At 71.6% G+C, this 19105-nt stretch carries 18 protein-coding genes and 1 pseudogene; 11 read left to right on the plus strand and 8 right to left on the minus strand.

All coding sequences use genetic code 11. From position 1 onward, the window contains the following. Positions 1–51: 51 nt before the first annotated feature. Positions 52–1362, minus strand: a complete 1311-nt coding sequence (aroA, locus tag ACG2DA_RS05895) for a 3-phosphoshikimate 1-carboxyvinyltransferase (protein WP_395254552.1) — start codon at positions 1360–1362, stop codon at positions 52–54. A gap of 324 nt (positions 1363–1686) precedes the next feature. On the opposite strand from aroA, the gene ACG2DA_RS05900 reads away from it, so the two are divergent. The 8 genes and pseudogenes from ACG2DA_RS05900 to miaB all read left to right on the plus strand — a co-directional run bounded on the left by ACG2DA_RS05900 (position 1687) and on the right by miaB (position 10213). Continuing rightward, positions 1687–2580: a hypothetical protein gene (locus tag ACG2DA_RS05900; RefSeq protein WP_395254553.1), complete on the plus strand. Its 894-nt coding sequence runs from the start codon at positions 1687–1689 to the stop codon at positions 2578–2580. A 111-nt stretch (positions 2581–2691) separates the two neighbouring features. After that, the gene (locus ACG2DA_RS05905) at positions 2692–4068 is read left to right on the plus strand and encodes a hypothetical protein (protein WP_395254554.1); all 1377 of its coding nucleotides are present in this window, start codon (positions 2692–2694) and stop codon (positions 4066–4068) included. A gap of 102 nt (positions 4069–4170) precedes the next feature. Next, on the plus strand, positions 4171–4902 hold the full coding sequence (locus tag ACG2DA_RS05910; RefSeq protein WP_395254555.1) for an MIP/aquaporin family protein: 732 nt from the start codon (positions 4171–4173) through the stop codon (positions 4900–4902). Between the two features lie 171 nt (positions 4903–5073). Then, positions 5074–5286: a hypothetical protein gene (locus ACG2DA_RS05915; RefSeq protein ID WP_395254556.1), complete on the plus strand. Its 213-nt coding sequence runs from the start codon at positions 5074–5076 to the stop codon at positions 5284–5286. Between the two features lie 168 nt (positions 5287–5454). Then, a pseudogene (locus tag ACG2DA_RS05920) lies at positions 5455–5997 on the plus strand (SulP family inorganic anion transporter); the annotation flags it as partial. Further along, complete coding sequence (locus ACG2DA_RS05925) at positions 5986–7503, plus strand: SulP family inorganic anion transporter (protein WP_395254597.1); 1518 nt, start codon at positions 5986–5988, stop codon at positions 7501–7503. The pseudogene ACG2DA_RS05920 and the gene ACG2DA_RS05925, both read left to right, overlap by 12 nt. Positions 7504–7544: 41 nt before the next feature. Then, complete coding sequence (locus ACG2DA_RS05930) at positions 7545–8609, plus strand: hypothetical protein (RefSeq protein WP_395254557.1); 1065 nt, start codon at positions 7545–7547, stop codon at positions 8607–8609. 95 nt (positions 8610–8704) lie between these two features. After that, the gene (gene miaB, locus ACG2DA_RS05935; RefSeq protein WP_395254558.1) at positions 8705–10213 is read left to right on the plus strand and encodes a tRNA (N6-isopentenyl adenosine(37)-C2)-methylthiotransferase MiaB; all 1509 of its coding nucleotides are present in this window, start codon (positions 8705–8707) and stop codon (positions 10211–10213) included. Between the two features lie 66 nt (positions 10214–10279). Here miaB and ACG2DA_RS05940 read toward each other — a convergent pair whose 3' ends face one another. From ACG2DA_RS05940 to rpsB, 4 genes are all read right to left on the minus strand, one after another. Continuing rightward, positions 10280–10624, minus strand: coding sequence for a TM2 domain-containing protein (locus ACG2DA_RS05940; protein WP_395254559.1), 345 nt, complete (start codon positions 10622–10624; stop codon positions 10280–10282). Positions 10625–10717: 93 nt separating this feature from the next. After that, positions 10718–11440 carry a UMP kinase gene (gene pyrH, locus ACG2DA_RS05945; protein ID WP_395254560.1) on the minus strand — a complete coding sequence of 241 codons (723 nt, stop codon included), beginning with the start codon at positions 11438–11440 and terminating at the stop codon, positions 10718–10720. Positions 11441–11551: 111 nt separating this feature from the next. Further along, on the minus strand, positions 11552–12388 hold the full coding sequence (tsf, locus tag ACG2DA_RS05950) for a translation elongation factor Ts (protein WP_395254561.1): 837 nt from the start codon (positions 12386–12388) through the stop codon (positions 11552–11554). 144 nt (positions 12389–12532) lie between these two features. Beyond that, positions 12533–13279, minus strand: coding sequence for a 30S ribosomal protein S2 (gene rpsB / locus ACG2DA_RS05955; protein WP_395254562.1), 747 nt, complete (start codon positions 13277–13279; stop codon positions 12533–12535). 278 nt (positions 13280–13557) lie between these two features. Between rpsB and ACG2DA_RS05960 the strand changes: the two genes are divergently transcribed. Further along, positions 13558–13995 carry a DUF1294 domain-containing protein gene (locus ACG2DA_RS05960; RefSeq protein WP_395254563.1) on the plus strand — a complete coding sequence of 146 codons (438 nt, stop codon included), beginning with the start codon at positions 13558–13560 and terminating at the stop codon, positions 13993–13995. 107 nt (positions 13996–14102) lie between these two features. Next, the gene (locus ACG2DA_RS05965; protein ID WP_395254564.1) at positions 14103–15749 is read left to right on the plus strand and encodes a TolC family protein; all 1647 of its coding nucleotides are present in this window, start codon (positions 14103–14105) and stop codon (positions 15747–15749) included. 37 nt (positions 15750–15786) lie between these two features. Here ACG2DA_RS05965 and ACG2DA_RS05970 read toward each other — a convergent pair whose 3' ends face one another. From ACG2DA_RS05970 to ACG2DA_RS05980, 3 genes are all read right to left on the minus strand, one after another. Continuing rightward, the gene (locus ACG2DA_RS05970) at positions 15787–16410 is read right to left on the minus strand and encodes a membrane-associated protein (RefSeq protein WP_395254565.1); all 624 of its coding nucleotides are present in this window, start codon (positions 16408–16410) and stop codon (positions 15787–15789) included. 165 nt (positions 16411–16575) lie between these two features. Further along, positions 16576–17154 carry a hypothetical protein gene (locus ACG2DA_RS05975; RefSeq protein WP_395254566.1) on the minus strand — a complete coding sequence of 193 codons (579 nt, stop codon included), beginning with the start codon at positions 17152–17154 and terminating at the stop codon, positions 16576–16578. Beyond that, complete coding sequence (locus tag ACG2DA_RS05980; protein ID WP_395254567.1) at positions 17154–18212, minus strand: ribose-phosphate diphosphokinase; 1059 nt, start codon at positions 18210–18212, stop codon at positions 17154–17156. The genes ACG2DA_RS05975 and ACG2DA_RS05980 overlap by 1 nt, the downstream gene beginning before the upstream one ends. A gap of 144 nt (positions 18213–18356) precedes the next feature. Between ACG2DA_RS05980 and ACG2DA_RS05985 the strand changes: the two genes are divergently transcribed. Further along, positions 18357–19058: a hypothetical protein gene (locus tag ACG2DA_RS05985; RefSeq protein WP_395254568.1), complete on the plus strand. Its 702-nt coding sequence runs from the start codon at positions 18357–18359 to the stop codon at positions 19056–19058. The last annotated feature ends 47 nt before the right edge of the window (positions 19059–19105 follow it).

Raw genomic sequence — 19105 nt, forward strand, 5'->3', positions numbered from 1 at the left:
TCGTCTCGGCCGTGCGGCGGACGACGCACGGCCGGAGCTTGCGCTCCGGGCTCACGACGTCACCCCTGTGCGAAGGCGATCGAGATCCTGCCAGAACCCAGGATAGGTCTTCGCCACGCAGCCCGGGTCGGCGATCCGCACGCCCTTCGCCCGCAGGCCGATCAGGGCGAAGCTCATCGCCATGCGGTGGTCGTCGTAGGTGTGAACCGTTGCCGGCGTGACCGGCTTGGGGGCGATCGTGAAGCCGTCGGGGCGCTCCTCGCACTCCTGTCCGAGCTTGCGGAGTTCCGTCACCACGGCGGCGACGCGGTCCGTTTCCTTGTGCCGGGCGTGGGCGATCCCGGTGACCGTCGTGGGCCCGTCGGCGAACACCGCCACCGCGGCGGCCGTCTGGGCGGTGTCGGAGATCGGCCCCATGTCGAACGTCTGCCCGCCCTTCAGCCGGCCGTTCGGCGGGCCGGTGACGGTCGTCCTCACCTCTTCTCTCACCACCCGGCAGCCCATCGCTTCGAGGACCGACAGAAAATCCATGTCCCCCTGCACGCTGCCGGTCCCGAGGCCCTCCACGGTGACGGTCCCCCCAAGGATCGCCGCGGCGGCGAACCAGTAGCTCGCGGCGCTGGCGTCCGGTTCGACGGCGTACTCGACGGCGGTCGGCGTCTGGGGGGCGATGTGGAACGTGTTGCCGTCCTCGGTCACGTTCACGCCGAACGCCTCCAAGACCCGCCGCGTCATCACGACGTACGGCACCGAGACCAACTCTCCCGGCACCCGCAGCGTGAGCGGCCCGCGGGCCGCCGGGGCGGCCATCAGCAACGCGCTGAGGAACTGGCTGCTGGCGCCGCTCTCGACGGTCGCCGTGCCGCCGGAGAGGCCGGTCGTTTTCACCGTCAGCGGGGGGCAGCCGTTGTTCAGGTCGCAGGTCGCCGTCGCCCCGAGTTGGTTCAGGGCGTCGACGAGGTCGCCGATCGGGCGCTGCCGCATCCGGGCGACGCCGTCCAGCCGGTAGGTCCCCCGGCCGGCGGCGGCGACGAGGGCGGTGAGGAAGCGGATGCTCGTGCCGCTGTTCTCGCAGAACAGCCCGGCGTCGCTGACCGGCAGTTCGCCCCCGCAGCCGGTCAGGCGGACGGTGGCGGCGTCCGGGTTGTGGTCGACGTCTAACCCCAACGCCGCCAAGGCGTTGAGCATCACGCGGGTGTCGTCGCTGTCCAAAACGCCGGTGAGGGTGGACGTCCCGTCCGCCAGCGCCGCGACGGCGAGAGCCCGGTTCGTCAGGCTCTTGCTGCCCGGCGGGCGGAGCGTGGCGCCGCCGAAGCCCTCGACGGGCGTGATCGGCAGCGGGTCGGGGAGCGAATCGAGCACGGGCGAGCGAGCCTAAGCCGGAGCCAGGGCTCCGGTTCGGACAGCGGGGGGAACGACGAACGGCGGGACGCCGAACCCGGCAGGCTACCCGGTCCGGCCGCTTGAGGCGAATCGACCTCCCGCCGCCGGATTGCTCCAGACGAGCGCGGCGGCAGCGGTCGTCCGGCCGAGGGCGGGGACGAACTCCGCAACCGGCGCATCTTGCCGAATTTGCCCGAGCGGCGGAGGCCCCCGGGTCGCCCGGCGGCCGATCTCCCCTCCGCGGTCCCGCCCTTTGCCGGGACCGTCCCGCCCCGTCCCCCGCCCCGCCGCCCCCGGACGTCCATGCTCGCCGGCCTCGCCCCGTTCCGCCTCCTGCGGTCCGATTTGTTTCGCCGGGCGCTGCGGCGTGCGGTGCGGTTGGGCGTGATGCTCGGGCCGATGATCGGTCCGCTCGCTTCGTCGGCGGCGGGGGCGGAGCTGTTCCCGACCGATCCTTGGGCCGCGGTGGCGGACGCGGCGTCGATCGACGGGCTGACGGGGGTCGGCGACGCGGCCCGGTGGCGGCGGGCGAGTTCCTGGGCGGCGTCCGGGGCGGAGTTCGCCTCGTTCCCCTCGGCCGCGGAGGCGTCGGCGGAGCTGGCGGCGGGCACGGCGACGATCGGGGAGCGGGAGGCCGTCGAACCGGCGCCGGCGCTCGCCCCGGCGTTGCTGGCGCTGGCGGCCCCGGGGGCGGCGCCCCGGGAGGAGCGGGCGGCGGCGGCGGAGTTGGACTGGCTCAGCGGCGCCGGGCTGGCGGTGCACCCGGTGCGGTCGGTCGCCGTCGCCGCGACGCCCCGGCTGCCGGGCGTCGTCGCGGCGCCGGCGGTCCCGGTTCAGGTCGCCGAAGGGACGCCGGCGCTGGCGGCGCCGGAGCCGCCCCCGGTCTTCGCCGCCCTCCTGCCCGCGGAGGAACCGGCGTCAGGCCGCCTGCCGCTGATCGCCGCCAAGCCGGCCTCCCCCGCGGTGCGGGCGGCCCGGCGGGCGGGCGGGACGCGGTTGGTGGAAACGCCGGCCCGCGTCATCCGCACCGCGGGCGCCCCGCGGGCGGTGGCGGACGCCGTCGCCCGCTTCCTCGCCGCCACGGCGCCGGGGGCTTGGTCGGGGATGGGAACTGAACTGGCGACGCCCGCCGCCCGGACGGCCGGGGCCGACAACGCAGCCGGCACAGACGGCACAGCCGGCCCGCTCCGCCAGTAACCGGCCCGCGGTCGGCGGACCGGCCGATAGAATCGGCGTCGCCCCCCCGCGTCGCCCGGTTCCCCACTGCTCGGGTCTCCGTCGCTTGCTCGTTTCCGCCGCCGTGTCCTCATGATCGTCCGTTCGCTCCGCCGCCGTCGCGTCTCCCGTTCGGCGGGGCTCGTCCTGCTGGCGGCGACGGCGTTCGGCCCGACCCTCTCGACGGCGGCGGCCCAGGAACGGTCCCGGGCCGGGTACGGGCCGACGCTGGCGGAGCGGCGGGCGGCGGTGCGGTTGGCCCAGCGGGAACGGGACGCGGCCCGGCGGCAGCGCTCCTCCTACCGGGGCGCCGGCGGCTATTCCTTCGGGGACTTCGGCGGCGGCGTGCCGGACGCGGCCCTCGACGGACCCCGGCTCCTGCGGAACGAACCGGACGCCGACGGGGTCGTCACCCAGGTGACGGTCGTCGTGCTGGTGGACGGCGCCGCCGGCGTACTCGGGGCGCGGGTCTGGCGGGAGTCGCTGGCCTCCCTCGGCGTGGACACCACCGTCCGCACCGGCCGGCCCGGCGACACGATCGGCGTGACGGACTCGACCGGCGTCGGCCTGCGGACCGTCACCGCCACCGGCCGCCTCGACCGCGGCGGCGAACTCGTCTTCCCGGACCGCCGCTTCGCTCCGGGGGACCGGCGGGCGCTGAAGGCGTGGGTGAACTCCCTGACGACCCACGGGGCCGCCGGCGATCCCCGCGGACAGCCGCTGTGGGGGCTCAGCGGCGGGCAGTTCCGCACCGTCTTCGACGCCCTCTCCGCCCCGGCCCCGGCGGCGTTCGGGCCGCGGGCCGGCGGGGCGGTCAACCCGGCGCTGCTGGCGCTAGAACTGCCCCCGACCCTCCCGCTGCGGTTTACCCCCGAGGCGACCGCCCGGCTGCGGGACCCGGCGATCAACGGCCCGGCCGCGGCGGACGACGGCCCGCTGCCGACGTTCTCCAAGGGCACCGCGCTGGCGGCCCTGCTGGCCCGGCGGGGGCTGGCGTTCCACCCGACCCGCACCCCGGCCGGCGGGCTGGAACTCGTTGTGGTCGAACGGCCCGCCGCGGACGCCCTGACGCCGATTCCCGGCACGGCGGACGCCGCGGAGGCCGTCGACGCGGACGCCGCCGCCCCTGTCGGAGCGTGGCCCGTGGGCTGGAAGGTGGCCGACGGCCCCGGCCGCCTGGCGGCGGCGGGGGGGATCTTCGCCCTCACGAACGTCGGGGTGCGGGAGAGTTCCCTCAACGACTTCGCCGCGGCCGTCGAGGCCGCCTGCGGGGCGCCGGTCGTGCTGGACGTCGCCGCGCTGCGGGCGGTCGGCGTGGACCCGGCGACCGCCACGGTCTCCGTCCCCCCCGGCCGCGGGGCGTGGGACCGGGCCGTCCGGTACGCCGTCGCGGAGCACGCCCTCAAGAGCGAACTCCGCCGCGACGAGGCCGGCCGCGGCTTCCTCTGGATCACTCCCGCCCGGCGGTAGGCGGCCGGGGCGGGGGTCGGGTCGCGGCGACGGATGACGGCGGCGGTGACGTTAGGGTATCTGTGAGAACGTCCCGCACGTCCGCCGTTCGCCGCCGTTCCGTTGACCGACGCACCCTTCCCGCGGCCGTTTCTCTGGCGTGAACCGCTGTGGCGCCGGGCCGTCGCGGAGGTCGTCGGCACGTTCGCCCTGGTGGCGATCGGCTGCGGCGCCGCCGCGGTCAACGCGGCGACCGCCGAGGCCACGGGGGCCGGGGCGGTGACTCACCCGGGCGTCGCCCTCGCCTTCGGGCTGGTGGTGTTCTGCGTAATCGAAACCGTCGGGCCGATCTGCGGGGCGCACCTGAACCCGGCGGTGACGGTCGCCTTCGCCCTGGACCGCCGGCTGGCCTGGCGGGACGTGCCGGTGTATTTGCCGGCCCAGTGCCTCGGGGCGACGGCGGCGGCGTACTGCCTGCTGGCCCTGCTGGGCGACCCGGCCCACGCTGGGGTGACGCGGCCGAACGCGGCGATCGGGATCACCCAGATCGGCGCCCTGCTGGTCGAGGCGGCGCTGACCTGCGGGCTGATGACGACGGTTCTCGCCGTCGCCACCGGCCCGAAGGAGAAGGGCCTGCTGGCGGGGCTGTCCATCGGCGGGGTCGTGGCGATCGAGGCGATGGCCTTCGGCCCGGTGACCGGGGCGAGCATGAACCCGGCCCGCTCCCTCGGCCCGGCGGTCGCCGCGGCGGAGTTCGGCGACCTCTGGCTCTACCTCGTCGGCCCGACGGTCGGAGCGGCCGCGGCGGTGCCGCTGTACCGGCTGATCCGCCCGGCCGCGGTTGCGGGCTCGTAGGGTCCGCTGTGCGGACCGTTCTCAGCGGGGTTGCGACGACGATCCCCGGTCCGCAGAGCGGACCCTACCAGCTCTGCCGGTCGCGGCGGCGCCCGGCGGGCGAGTGGGGAGCCCGGCGCGAGGCGGCCGACCGAACCCGGGTTCGCCCTCCCTTTCGGCTCCCCCGCCGTCATGTCCGACCTCACGCTGCACGCCCCCCTCGCCGCTTCGCTGGATCCGATCGCGGAGTTGAAGCTCCGCCGCTGGGCCCGGGAGCACCACGTGCCCGCCGCCGAACGCGACCCGCTGTGGCACCCGGTCGTCTGGCAGGAGATGGCCGCCCGCGACCGGGAACGGGCGGAATTCGCGGCGTTGCAGGCCCGCTCCCTCCGCCGCGCCGCCTGAGCGTGCGCTCCCGCGGGAGAGCCGGCGGACGCCCCTCGGCGACCGCCGACCGCGGGGGGCGCCAGGGGCGTCGAAGCGGCAAATCCCCGGGACGCAGGGCCGATCTGAGTGTTCCGCCGGCGCCGGGATCTTTACGATCGCTCCGCTCCGCCCCCCGCTCCGGTCGCCATGTCCGCCGCTCCCGACGCCCGTCCCGCCGCGACCAAGCCCGCCCCGGCAGGATTATTCGACTCTCCGGGGCGAAACCTCTCCGCCTCGGTGGTGGTGTTCCTCGTCGCCCTGCCGCTGTGCATGGGCATCGCCTTGGCCAGCGGGGTGCCGGTCTCCGCGGGGCTGATCACCGGGATTGTCGGCGGGCTGCTGGTTGGGTTCTTCGCCGGGGCGCCGCTGCAGGTTAGCGGGCCGGCGGCGGGGCTGACGGTCATCGTCTACGAGATCGTCCGCGAGCACGGCATCGAGACGCTCGGCCTGTGCGTGCTGGTGGGCGGCCTGTTGCAGGTCGTCTGCGGGCTGGTCGGCTTCGGCGTCTGGTTCCGGGCGGTCAGCCCGGCGGTGATCCGCGGGATGCTCACCGGCATCGGCGTGCTGATCTTCGCCAGCCAGATGCACGTGCTGGTGGACGATCTTCCGCCCGGCGGCGGATTGCAGAACCTCGCCACCATCCCCAAGGCGATTCAGAAGGGGCTGCCCTGGCCGGAGATGCGGCCTGAGGACGAACGCACCGTCCAGGTGGACCTGCTGAAGGCCAGCGGCGCCCTGCACGAACGGCAGGAGATCCTGCGGGAACGCGTCGCCGAGCACGTCCCCACGGACTTCGCCCCCGCCTTGGGCGACGAGGACGACCCGGCCGCCGTGGCGATCGCCGAGGGCCTCGCCGAGGACGCCGCCGGCCTCGCCGCCACCCAAGCCGAGATCGCGGACGGCCTCCGCGACCTGCGCTCCAGCTTCGAGGCCGCCGGGCTGGGCGACGGCGCCCGCAGCGAACGCCGGTTCGACCGCCTGAACGAGGCGACCGCCGCGCTGGAGGCCGCCGTCGCCGCCCTCAATGCCGCCGAGGACCCCTCGGTCGCGGCGGCCCTCGACGCGCGGGCGAAGGTCGGCGCCGCCGAGGACGAACTGCTGGAGTTCGAAAACAGCCTGAAGAACCACGACGTGGCCGCCAAAGTCGGCTTCCTCACGATCGCGGTGATCGTCGTCTGGCAGTTGCTCGTCACGAAGGTCGGCCCGCTGAAGTTCCTCAACGTGATCCCGGCGGCGCTGTTGGCCGTGTTGGTGGCGACCGCGGCGGCGTGGGCGTTCGTGCTGCCGGTCGTCTACGTCGAAGTACCGGAGTCGTTGTTCGACGAAATCCGCTTCCCGACGATGGCGGTCCTGCGGACCGTCGATTGGGGGGCGGTGATCTCCGGCGGGCTGCTGATCGGCGCCGTGGCCAGCGCCGAGTCGCTGCTGTGCGCCGCGGCGGTCGACAAGCTGCACACCGGGTCGCGGGCCAACTTCGACCGGGAACTGTTCGCCCAGGGCCTCGGCAACACGGTCTGCGGCTTTCTGGGCGCCCTGCCGATGACCGGCGTGATCGTGCGGAGCAGCGCCAACGTCCGCAGCGGGGCCACCAGCCGGTCCAGCGCCATCCTGCACGGCCTCTGGTTGCTGATCTTCGTCGCCCTGCTGGGCTCCCTGCTGGCCCTGATCCCCACCACCGCCCTGGCCGGCGTGCTGGTGTACGTCGGTTGGAAGCTGATCGACTTCCACGCCGTGCGGGAGCTGTGGAAGCTCGGCAAGGGCGAACTGCTGGTGTTCGCGGTCACCGTCGCGGGCATCGTCTGCTTCGACCTGCTCAGCGGCGTGGTCGCGGGCATCGTGCTGGCGGCGATCCGCCTGCTGACCAAGTTCAACAAGCTGGACGTGAAGGGCGAACTGGAGGAGCCGGCCGCGCCCGGCGAGTCGCCGATCTACCACCTCCGGCTCCGCGGGGCCGCGACCTTCCTGAAGCTGCCGAAGCTCGCCGAGGCGTTGGACCAGATCCCCCCCGACGCCGACGTCCGGGCGGACCTCGCCGGGTTGAGCTACATCGACCACGCCTGCGTGGAACTGCTGGCCGAGTGGCGGACCCAGCACGAACAGTCCGGCGGCGAACTGTCGATCGACTGGGACGTGCTGCAGGACCGCTCCCGCAAGGCGGCGTTGCCCGAGGGGGCGATGCAGTCGACCCCGGCGTGAGCCCGGCGCGCTCAGCCCGTTCCCGGTGAGAGGCTGGACCGATGGCCCCGGCGGAGACCGACGAACCCGTCGACCTCGAGTTCGATGAGGATCGCGCGGGCTCGGCCTCCGCGGGCGGGCCCGCGCAAACGGTCGAGATCGACGCGACCGGCGGCTGTCTGATCGTTCTCACGGTCGTCGTGGGGCTGGCGCTGTTGCCGCTCTTCGTCCCGGGGGAGCTGCCGGACCCGTGGCGGCCGATCGCCCTGTTCCTCGGCTTGCCAATCCTCGCGGTCGCCGGCCTGCTCTACGGCGTCCTGCCGCTGAAGGTCCGCAGGGTGTTGGCGCTGGACGCCACTCGGTCGCCGACGTCGCTCGCTCCGAACGAGCCCTTTTCCGCCGAGGACGAAGCGTTTCTCACGGAGGCGGAGCGGTCTCTTGCGCCGTACGGATTCGGGCGAACCGCCCGGTTGGAGATGCCGGCGTCCGCCCCGGACGAGGCGCCGGCTGCGAGCGTGCGGTGGGCGCTGCTGACGGACCCGCCGCGGGCCGCCCCCGGCGACCCCAACCTTGAAGCGGGCGTGGTGGTGGCGTTCGTCTCGCCAAGCGGACCGCTGCCGGCGCGGCAGGTCGTGCAGATCACGCGGGAGTACGCCGACGGCTCTCTCATCTCCGTCAGCAACAGTCTGCTCGACGCCCCGATTCGCTCGGCGGGCGAGCATGTTCTGGTGACCGACTGGCTGACCGAACCGTCCGCCGCCGGGGACCTCTGGCGGGCGTTCGAGGCCGCCGAACGGGCGTGGCGGACGGCCGAGCCGGTGCATCATCCCGCCCGGGACTGGGCGGACGCGGTCGACCGCGGCTCGCGGCGGGCGATCGGCCGGCAGATTCTCGCCGGTCAGCGGACCGGCCCGCCGGAGGTCGTCACCGAACTCCGGGAGGCCGCGCGGCGGGGCGTCGCGGCTCCGCCGGTCCCGCCCGGCGTCTACCCGGCGACGCGGCGGCTCGCCTACCGGATGACGTGGCGGGGCCTGTGGCCCGGCTCCGCGTGGGGCCGCCGCCGTGAACGGCGGCGGGCGGTGCGGTGTCTGCGGGACTGGGGGCTCGAAGACCTGATTCCGGGCTGACTCCGCCGCGGTCCCGCCCGGCGCGGGGGAGCCGGCCTGCCGCCGTCGGCGGTTCCTGCGTAGACTGCCGGCCGCCCCCGTTCTCCCCGGCCGATATGACCGACCCGATCCTCCCCGCCGCCGCCCCCCCCGCCGACGGGTCCGCCGCCGACGGCCCGAACCGCCGGCTGTATATCGAGACGGTCGGCTGTCAGATGAACGTGCTCGACAGCGAACTGGTCGTTGGGGCGCTGCGCAAACGCGGGTTCGAGGTGACCTCCGACCCCGACGCCGCCGACACCCTGCTGTTCAACACGTGCAGCGTGCGGGAGAAGGCCGAGCAGAAGATTTACTCCTCCCTCGGCCGGCTGAAATATCGCAAGCGGAAACGGCCCGGCACCGTGATCGGCGTGCTCGGTTGCATGGCCCAGAAAGATAAGGATCTCGTCTTCCGCAAGATGCCGCACGTCGACCTCGTCGTCGGCACGGGGCAGCTCGCCGAGGTGCCGGACCTGATTGACGCCGCCCGTGAGAACGCCCTCCGCGGCTCGAAGAGCCGGCTGACGGCGCTGTCGCTCTCCCGGAAGGGCGGCGCCCGCAAGGAGATCGAGGCCAGCTTTGAAAGCTACGACCCGTTGCGCGAACCGACGATGCGGCCCACGCCGCACCAGGCGTTCGTGCGGGTGATGATCGGCTGCGACAAGTTCTGCACCTACTGCGTGGTCCCCAGCACCCGCGGGCCGGAGCAGAGCCGCGCCCCCTCCGACGTTCTCAAAGAAGTGCAGGTGCTCGCCGGGCAGGGCGTGAAGGAGATCACCCTGCTGGGCCAGACGGTCAACAGCTATAAACACTCCGGCGAGGGCAAGACCTATCGCCTCAGCGACCTGCTGTACTTAATCCACGACACGCCCGGCGTGGAGCGGATCAAATTCGTCACCGGCTACCCGCGGGACCTCGGCGACGACCTGCTGGAGGCGATCCGCGATCTCAAGAAGTGCTACCACTACCTGCACGTCCCGCTGCAAAGCGGCTGCGACGACGTGCTCAAGGTGATGAAGCGGGGTTACACCGTCGAGCAGTACCGCGACATGATGCACCGCGTCTGGGAGACCGTCCCGGGCTGTTCGGTCAGCAGCGACTTTATCGTCGGCCACCCCGGCGAGACCGAGGAGAGTTTCGAAAAGAGCGTCGACAGCGTGCGGGAGTTCCGCTTCAAGAACAGCTTTATCTTCAAATACTCCCCCCGCCCCGGCACCAAGGCTCACGAACGGCTGGCCGACGACGTGCCGGACGAGGTGAAGCGGCGGCGGAACAACGAACTGCTCGCCGTACAGAACGAGGTCAGCGAGGAGGAGAACGCCCGCAAGATCGGCGAGGAGGTCTCCGTGCTGGTCGAGGGCCCGAGCGTCCGCCAGAAGAAGACGGACGAACCGGCGGCCCCGGGCGAGGCGATTCAACTCACCGGCCGCACGCGGTGCGACCGCATCGTGGTGTTCGACGGCAACCCCCGGCTGATCGGCAGCACGACGCAGGTGCACGTGGACGACTGCACCGGCACCACGCTGATCGGCTCGATCGTCACCCGCGAGGTGACGCACCTCGGCGGCTTGCCGGTGCTGGTCTGACGACGCTCAAAACGCCTCCCCCGGTTCGCCGTCGCCGTGAGGCGGCGCGCCCTCGGAGGCGGTTCGTTAGAACCACTCCTTCTTTCTGACCATGTACGTCTCGTAAAACTCCTCGTCCGATTTGGTGAGGTAGATGATCCCCTCGATCAGGCCGATGACGGACATCGCCGCCGGAGCGAGGAGCGGGACGAACAACAGGCAGGGGCTGACGATCGAGCAGCCCACCGTGACGGCGAGCATGATGATCCCCGGCGTGTTCATGCCGAGGACGAATTTGTGCACGCCCAGCCCGCCGAGCACGATGCCCAGCACGCCGGCGAGCAGCTTCTTCTCCGACGCTTGGGACCGCGGATCGTGGGGCTCGCCGTGGGGCGGCGGGGGCTGGTGCGGGGGAGGCGGTTCGACGCTCATGGCGATCTTTCGGGATCGGGGACGCCCGAGGGTAGCGAGTCGCCGCCGCCCGCTCCCCCGTCGACCGAGTTCCCGCCCGCCCCCGTCGGTCCGCTACGCTTCGACCCGGGTGCCGATCCGCTCGCCGGCGACGACGCGGCCGATATTGCCGGCCCGCTGATAATCGAAGACCACGATCGGGATGCCGCCCTCCATGCAGTGGTGGATCGCGGTGGCATCCATCACCTGCAGGCCCTTGTCGAGCACGTCTTTGTAGGTGATCGTCTCGTACCGCTGGGCGTGCGGGTTCTTCAGCGGATCTTCGGAATAAATTCCGTCGACCTTCGTCGCCTTCAGCACGGCGTCCGCTCCGATCTCCCGGGCCCGCAGGGCAGCGGCGGTGTCGGTGGTCACGAACGGGCTGCCGGTGCCCGCAGCGAGAATCACCACGCGGCCCTTTTCCAGGTGCCGTTCGCAGCGGCCTTTAATGAACGGCTCGCAGACGTTCGCCATCGGGATGGCGCTCTGCAGCCGGACCTGCACGCCGACGTTCTCCAGCGCGTCCCGCAGCGCCAGGCCGTTGATCACCGTCGCCAGCATGCCCATATAGTGGGCCGTCGGCGGGTTGATGCTGGCGGAGACCTCGCTGAACTGCTTGCCCCGCAGGATATTGCCGCCGCCGGTCACGACGGCGAGTTGGCAGCCCGCGTTCGCCACGTCTTTGATCTGGTCGGCGAGTACGCCGACCTGATCCATCGCGATGCCGCTCTCCCCCCGCCGGCAGAACGTTTCGCCGGAGACTTTGAGCAGGACGCGGCGGTAAGCGGGCTCGGACATGAATTCGGGCGGTCTTACGAAGGAAATGACGAATGAAGAATGTCGAATGACGAACGATTCCACGGCACGGCCGTTTCGTCATTTGTCATTCCACATTCGGTCATTCCCGGATCAGCCCTGGCCCAGCACCCAGAGGGTGAAGCCCTTGGCGGTGAGGTTCTTCTCGGCCAGCGCCTGGCTGACGGTCTTGCTGTCGTCCTTGGCGAACGGCTGCAGGTTCAACACGCCGTTTTCGACGTAGTAGGCCTTCATGCGGCCGTCGACGATCTTATCGATGATGTTGTCCGGCTTGCCGGAGCCCTTCGCCTCCGCGGTGAGGCGGTCCCGTTCGGCTTTGACGGCGTCGGCGTCGAGGTCCTCGGCGACGGTCACCTTCGGCCGCAGGGCGGCGATGTGCATCGCCACGTCCCGCATCGTTTCGCTGTCGGCCTTCTCGCCGTCGGCCTGGAACAGCACGGCGGTCTTGCCGTCGTGGTGCACGTAGCCGGCGACCGGGCCGCTGAGCTTGCAGACGCGGGCGACGACGATCTTCTCGAGGATCTTGTTGCTGATCTCCTCGTGCTGATCGCGGAGGCTCTTGCCGGCGGACGGGCTCTGCTGATCGAGCAGTTCGTCCACGGTGGCCGCGCCCGGGCCCTCGGCGAGCTGCTTGAGCAGGTCGTTGCCGAGCGTCATGAACCCTTCGCTCTTGGCGACCGGGTCGCTTTCGCACTGCACCTCGACCATCGCCGCGGCGCTGTGGTCGTCGGCGACCCACTGGAAGATGCGGCCCTCGGCGGTGACGTTGTCCGCCCGCTTGGCCAGCTTGTCGCCGCTCATCTTGCGGAGGATGGCGATCGCCTTCTCCTCGTCCCCGCCGGCCTCCACGAGGGCCTTCTTGCAGTTCATCATCGGGAGGTCGGTGCGGTCGCGGAGCGCTTTAACCGCGGCGGCGGTGACGGTGGCCATGGGGGCGGGCTGGTGAGGACTTCGTGAGTCGTAAAAGGGAATGTCGAATGAGGAATATGGAATGACGAATGAATGCAGACGGCGGGGACGGCCCCTCTCGTCATTCCTCATTCGCCATTCGTCATTCCGCCGGGGCGGCCGCGATCAGCCGTAGGAGGGAACCGCTTTGGGTTCGGCTTCCTCGTCGTTCTTTTCCGGCTCGGGCAGGTGCTGCTTGCCGGCGTTGATGGCGTCGGCGAGGTAGTTGAACACCAGCCGGATCGTGCGAATCGAGTCGTCGTTGCCGGGGATCGGCAGGCTGATCAGGTCCGGGTTGCTGTCGGTGTCGATCAGGCAGACGGTTTTGACGCCCAGCAGGTTCGCCTCGTGAACGGCGTTGTGTTCCTTCTTGGGGTCGCAGATCACCATGACCTCCGGGATCCGCTCGAGCTGCCGCATGCCGTTCAGGTTGCGGTAGATCTTGCGGTACTCCCGCATCAGGCGGGACTGCTGCTTTTTGGAGTAGGTGTCCAGCTCGCCGGTGTCGCGGAGGTGCTCGAGTTCCTCGAGCCGGTCCAGGCGGCCGCGGACGGTGCGGAAGTTGGTGAGGGTGCCGCCCAGCCAGCGTTCGGTGACGTAGGGGCAGCCGCAGGCCTCGGCGGCTTCGCGGACGGGCTCGGCGGCCTGCCGCTTGGTGCCGACGAACAGGATCAGCTTGTTCGCGGCGGCGACCTCCTTGAGGTACTTCTCCGCCCGGAGCATCCCCCGGACGGTCTCCTTAATGTCGATAATGTGAATCAGGTTTTTCTTCCCGAAGATGTAGGGCCGCATCTTCGGGTTCCAGTTGGCCGTGCGGTGCCCGAAGTGGGCGCCGGCCTCCAGGAAATCGTTGGCCTTAAGCGTGGTCGCCATGCGCGTCGTCTTTCGTCAGGCACGAGAGGAGAGAGCCGCCGCGGCTGGATTTGGGGCTCGAGGAGCCGCGAAACCCGTGTGCCTTCGCCGCGGTTCGGCGGGGTGAGAACTCTGGAACCCCCGCGCAGGACGGGGGGCGGGGGACTGTACCGGGGCCGGTTCGGCCGGTCAAACCGGGCTCGCCGCCCGCCCCACGCCTGCGCTGAGAGGCTGCCGGCGGGACGGCCCCAATACCGCCGTGTGTGGCCGCGGGCGCCGCCGTCGCGGATGATCGCGGCATGACCGATTCTCGCCGCCGCTCCGTCCTGCGTCACTGGCCGTTCCTCGCCGCGGCGGGATGGGCCGCGGCGGTCGCCGCCGGCGTGTACTGGGAGCGTCTGCCGGCGTGGGTCGGCTGGGCGCTGCTGGGCCTGTGCGTCGTCGCCTTCGTCCTGCACGGGGGGGACAAATGGCGGGCGACCCGCGGCGGCCGTCGGGTGCCGGAACTCGTGCTGCACCTCTTCGAACTGCTGGGCGGCTGGCCGGGGGCGCTGCTGAGCCGGCATCTGTTTCGTCATAAAACGGCGAAGGTCAGCTACCGGCTGGTCTTCTGGTTGTGCGCGGCGGCGAACGCGGTCGCGCTCGGCGGTTACCTCTGGTTCGGCGACGGTTTTGGGGACGTGGTGCGGGACGACGTGCTGACCGGGGACGTGCTCCCGGAGACGCTCGGCGAGTGAACCGAGCGTTCCCGCAGCTTGCCCAACCGGCCCGGTTCCCCCTCCCCCGCGGCCGGACGGGAGAGTCCGGCGCCGACGGTCCTGCCGGACGTGCCGACGGGAACGGCATGAGCCGCTCCCGCCCCCCGCAGACCGCCCCCCGCTGCCCGCGGACCACTTGGCGGCGGCTGGGCGGCGCAGCGCTCGGGGCCGCCGCCCTGGCCGGCTGCGGCGCACCGCCGACGCTCGTCACCTATGCCCCCGGCAGCGCCGTCGTCCCGCCGGCCGTCGCCGGGAGCGTCGCGGCTGCGGCGTCCGGGCCGGCCGCCGCGGAACCGATCGCCCGCGTCGCCGCGACGACGGGGGATGATTCGAACTCCGTCCGCCCCGCGAACTACCAGTCCGACGCCCCGGAACCCGCGGCCTCGACGCCGGACGGAACGGGCGACGACGCGGCGGTCGCCCCCCTGCCCGCCCCGCTGCCGGAGGGGCTCGGCGCCGACGACCCGGCCGGCGACACGCCCGCGACTGGCGAGGCGGTCCTCGAGCCGCTCACGCTGGCCGAGGCGGAGGCCGCGGCGCTGGCCCGGAACCCGACGCTCGCCGGGGCGACGGCCGCGGTCCGAAAGGCCCGCGGTCTGTACACGCAGGTCGGTCTCCGCCCGAACCCGACGCTGGGCCTGGTGGGGGAGGACGTCGGCGAGGACGGCGAGCCCGGTCGGTACGGCGTGTTCGCCTCGCAGACGTTCGTCCGCGGCAACAAGCTGGAGCTGAGCCGGGCCGTCGAGAGTTGGGAGGTTCGCGGGTTGGAACTGCGGGCGGAGGCCCAGCGGCTGCGGACGCTCACGGACGTGCGGCAGCGGTTCGTCCGGCTGCTCGCCGCCCAGCGCCGGGTGGAGATCGCGGACGAACTGGTCGCCCTGGCGGAGTCCGGCGTGCGGCTTTCCGAAGACCTGCTGAACGCCGGCGAGGTCGCCCGCCCGGACGTGCTCCAGGCGCAGATTCAGTTGGGCGAGGTGCGCATCGCCCGGGAGAACGCCGCGGTCGCCCGGGACGCCGCCTGGCGCGCGCTGATGGCGGCGGTCGGCACGCCCGGCCGGCCGGTCCGACCGGCGGTCGGGTCGTTGGAGGGGGAGCCGATCACGGCGGACTTCGAGGAACTGCTCGCCGGCATTCTCGCCGCCAGCCCGGAGGTCGCCGCGGCCCGGGCGCGGATCGAGCGGGCCAAGGCGGCCCTCTGCCGGCAGCGGGTCCAGCCGATCCCCAATCTCAACGCCCAGGCGAGCCTCGCCTACGGGGTGGCGGGCGAGGAGCCGGTCGGCGGATTCCAGCTCGGCATGCCGTTGCCGGTGCACAACGATAACCGCGGCAACGTCGCCGCCGCGATGGCCGACGTGCACCGGGCCGCCGCCGACCTGGCCCGGCTGGAACTGAACCTGCGGTCCCGGCTCGCCGCGGCGTTGGCGGATTACCAGGCGGCTCAAAACCGGGCGACCCGCCTCGCCGAGGACGTGCTCCCCGCGGCCCGGGAAAACCTGGACCTGTCCGAGCAGGGCTACCGCCAGGGCGAGTTCGACGCGATCCGCCTCGTCACCGCCCGCCGCAGCCTGTTCGAGGCGGAGCTGGCCCGGGTCACCGCCGCCGCCGACCGCCAGGAGGCCGCGGCCCTGATCGACGGCCTGCTGCTCTCCGGCGCCCTGACCGACTTCCCCGACGCCGGCGGCGACAACCTGCAGGGCGTCGGCCTGCGGGACCAGGCCCTCGGCGGGCAGTAGGCCAACCGCCGGCCGGACGGGCGCCGCTCCGGCGGCGTTACGTTGCCGGCTGCGGCCGTCGCCCGGGCCATTTCGTCAAGAACAGGTGGGTCGGCAGATAAACGCCGACCGGCAGCAGGACCATCTCTGCGATCAGCCACCACGGCTGCGGCGCCGGCGGCCGCGGCGGCTCGCCGAACCCGAACACGAAGTTGATGCTCTCGGCCGGATCGGTGACGAAGTAACAGAGGGGCAGGACCAGCCAGGCGAGCAGCGTCTGGGCGGTCAGCCCGCGGCGGTCGTAGCCGAGTCGATAGATCATCCAGACCAGCAGCGGCGGCACGACCGCGTGAAATAACGACAGCCCGCGGACGAACAGCGGGATCTCCTCGTTGAACATGTAGCCGGACTGCTCGAACAGGCCGGTGTCGACGGTCAGGTCGGCGAGAAAGTGAACCGTCCAGGCCAGATCGGGCAGCAGGATGCCGACCGCCGTCATGCTGGTGAGAAGCCGGCTCTCCCGCCACAGAGCCAGGCACGTCGCCAGAAAGGCGATGTCCGAAAACCAGAGGAAATTATTCCACCCCTGATAATGCACCCACACCGGGATCAACACGATCACCCAGAGCGTGTAGGGGATCTTGATCCAGAGCGACAGGCGATGCGGGCGGGGCAGGGACACGACGATTTCACATGGAGGCTGCGGGCCGGGGGCGCACCACGTTAGGGCGGCGGGGACCGGCCGGCGGAGGAGGTCGGGAAAGCGGGCCGGCACGGCCTCAGTTGCTCTATAAACGCACGCCGCACCGGGCGCGTCTGCACTCGTCAGGCGTTTGGGGGAACTTCGTCATCCTCCCCGATGATCAGTCAGGGCCGACCAGCCCTCGCCGGCCGCGTCAGGGCCGCAGAGGTCTTCCAGCATCAGTTCGAAGCGGTCCCATTTCGGCTCGCCGCGAACTCGTATCGAATCACGGCCGGAGAGAATCTCACGCACCTTGAACGACAAGCCGGTCCGTCGCGGTCCAGGATCCTCCTCAAACAGTTCGAAGTCCGGATCGATCAAGCGGTGCGTCCCGTCCGCACAGATGAGGAGCAGCGCGGGGCGGGCGGGAAAATTGATCGGCTTCCCGTTCACGATCGCGCCGGGGCCGTGGACTTCTAAATCGAAGTCGCCGGGGGCGACGGCGCCTCGATAATAGCCGTGCAACACTTCGTGCTGAGAACGGTACTGCCACGGGACCGATCCGCCGTCGCCGCCGACGTTGATCTGAACATTCCAACGATCGAGAAAAAATCCGACGACCGATGCCCCGACGATGATTGCGACCGTCAGCACGTAGGACAGCCAAGGACGCTTCCGGAGCAGGGCGCTCAGCGCCAGCCGACCGCGAGCGACGGCGTTCTCGCCCGAGGCGTCTTTCACCATTACTCCAATAAATCGCTAATGGACCCGCCCTCCTCGTGCGTCCGTCGCAGGGCGCTGCCGAACATCTTCGCCGTGGGGATCACGTGCAGGCGCTTCGCCGCCGGGGTGCCGTCGAGGCGGAAGGGGCGGATCGTGTCCGTGACCACGATGCGGGGGACCTCGGCGAGGTTCTCCGCGGCTTTGCCGACGAACAGGCCGTGCGTGGCGCAGGCGGCGAACACCTCGCCGCCGTGGCGGTCGATCGCCTCGGCGCACAGCCGGATCGTGCCGCCGCTGGCGATCATGTCGTCGAGGATGATCACCCGTTTGCCCTGGATGTCGCCCACGACGGTGTTGCCGCGGACCGTGCCGCCGTCGACGCGCTCCTTGTCCAGGTAGGCCACGCCGATCGCGTTTTTCGTCTGGAGCCGGGTTTCAAGGGCGTTGCGGAAGCGGCGGGCCCGGCCCATGCCGCCGCTGTCGGGGGCCAGCACGGCGAGCTGCCCGTCCTCGCAGCCGGCGTTCTTCAGCGGCTCGGGCAGGTGGTCGTCCACCGGCTGCGGCGTCCCGGTCGAGTTGCGGCCGCCGTCCAATCCGCAGAGGTAGTCCGCCAGCAGGTTCTTCGCTTCGAGGTTGTCCGTGGGGATGCGGAAGGCGTTCTGGAACGCGGACAGGTTGTGCACGTCCATCGTGAGGATCCGCGTGACCCCCACGCTCTCCAGACACTGGGCGAGGTACTTGATGGAGATGGGGGCCCGGCTCTCCGTCTTGCGGTCCTGCCGGGCGTAGCCGAGGTACGGGCAGACCACTGCGACCCGCTTGGCGCTGGCGTCCTTGAGGCTGCCGGCGAAGAACAGCAGCTTGACCAGCTTCTCCGGGACGGACTGCTCCGGGTCGGCGAACAGGCTGGTGATAACGTACACGTCGCAGCCGCGGACGTTCACGCCGCTGCGGGCGTAGGTCTCGCGGTCTTCGAAGAACGTCTCCACGTGCCGGCTGCGCGGCACGTCGAGGTGATCGGCGACCCGGTCGGCGTAAGTTTTGGAGCCGTCGAGCCCGAACAGCCGAAAGTTGTGCACTGCGGGCGGGGTCGTCAGAAAGAGGAACGCGGGCCGCCGTCTCCTTCGTCGGGATTCGGGCGGACCGTCCAGCCTAACGCCGCTCGCCCCTCGGTTCACCCGGTTCCCCCGGTTCCCCGGCCGTCTTCGCCGTCGCCCCGCCGCATGTCCCCGGACGTCCTCACCCTCGTACCGACCGAACGAACCGCGCCCGTCCCGTCCTTCGACGCCGAACCGCTCGGCGATTCGCCGGGGGCCGGGGTGAAGTTGAAGGGCAGCGATTCCTGGTGCGGACTCAGCTGCGGGCTGGTCGGCATCCTGTTCGCCACCGGCGTGCTGACGTTCGTCGCCGCCCAGTTCTTTCGGGAGTTCGGTTGGCCTGACTGGTCGCTGGCGCTGGTGATCGTGCCCGGGGCCGCGGCGGCGTTGGGGCTGCTGGGCTACGGGCTGATGGTCCGCTGGGCGGTGCACCCCGCGGAGGCGGCCGTCTTCCCCTGGCCGCTGCGGCCCGGGAGCGCCGGCGAGGTTCGGTTCGCTCAGCGGTTGAAAAAGGGACTGGCCCTGCGGGAGTTGCGCGCGGAACTGAAGTGCGTCGAACGCGCCCGCTACCGCGTGGGCACCGACACCCGCACCGACACCGCCGACCGCCACGTCGTCACGCTGCCCCCGGTGGACCTCTCCCCCGAGGGCGGCGCCTTCGAGCCCGCCCGACAAGCCGTGACGGCCGTGTGGGAGATCGCGATCCCCGAGGACGCCCCGCCCTCGCTGGACAGCGCCAACAACGACGTCGACTGGACGCTGGACGTCACGCTCGTCATCGACCGCCACCCGGACGCCTCCACCACGTTCAAGCTGAACGTCGTCTGACGCTCCGAACGTCGTCTGACGCTCCGCCGACGCCCGCCCGGCCGTTC

It is taken from the genome of Alienimonas sp. DA493, from assembly GCF_043951915.1.
Classification (GTDB): Bacteria; Planctomycetota; Planctomycetia; order Planctomycetales; family Planctomycetaceae; genus Alienimonas.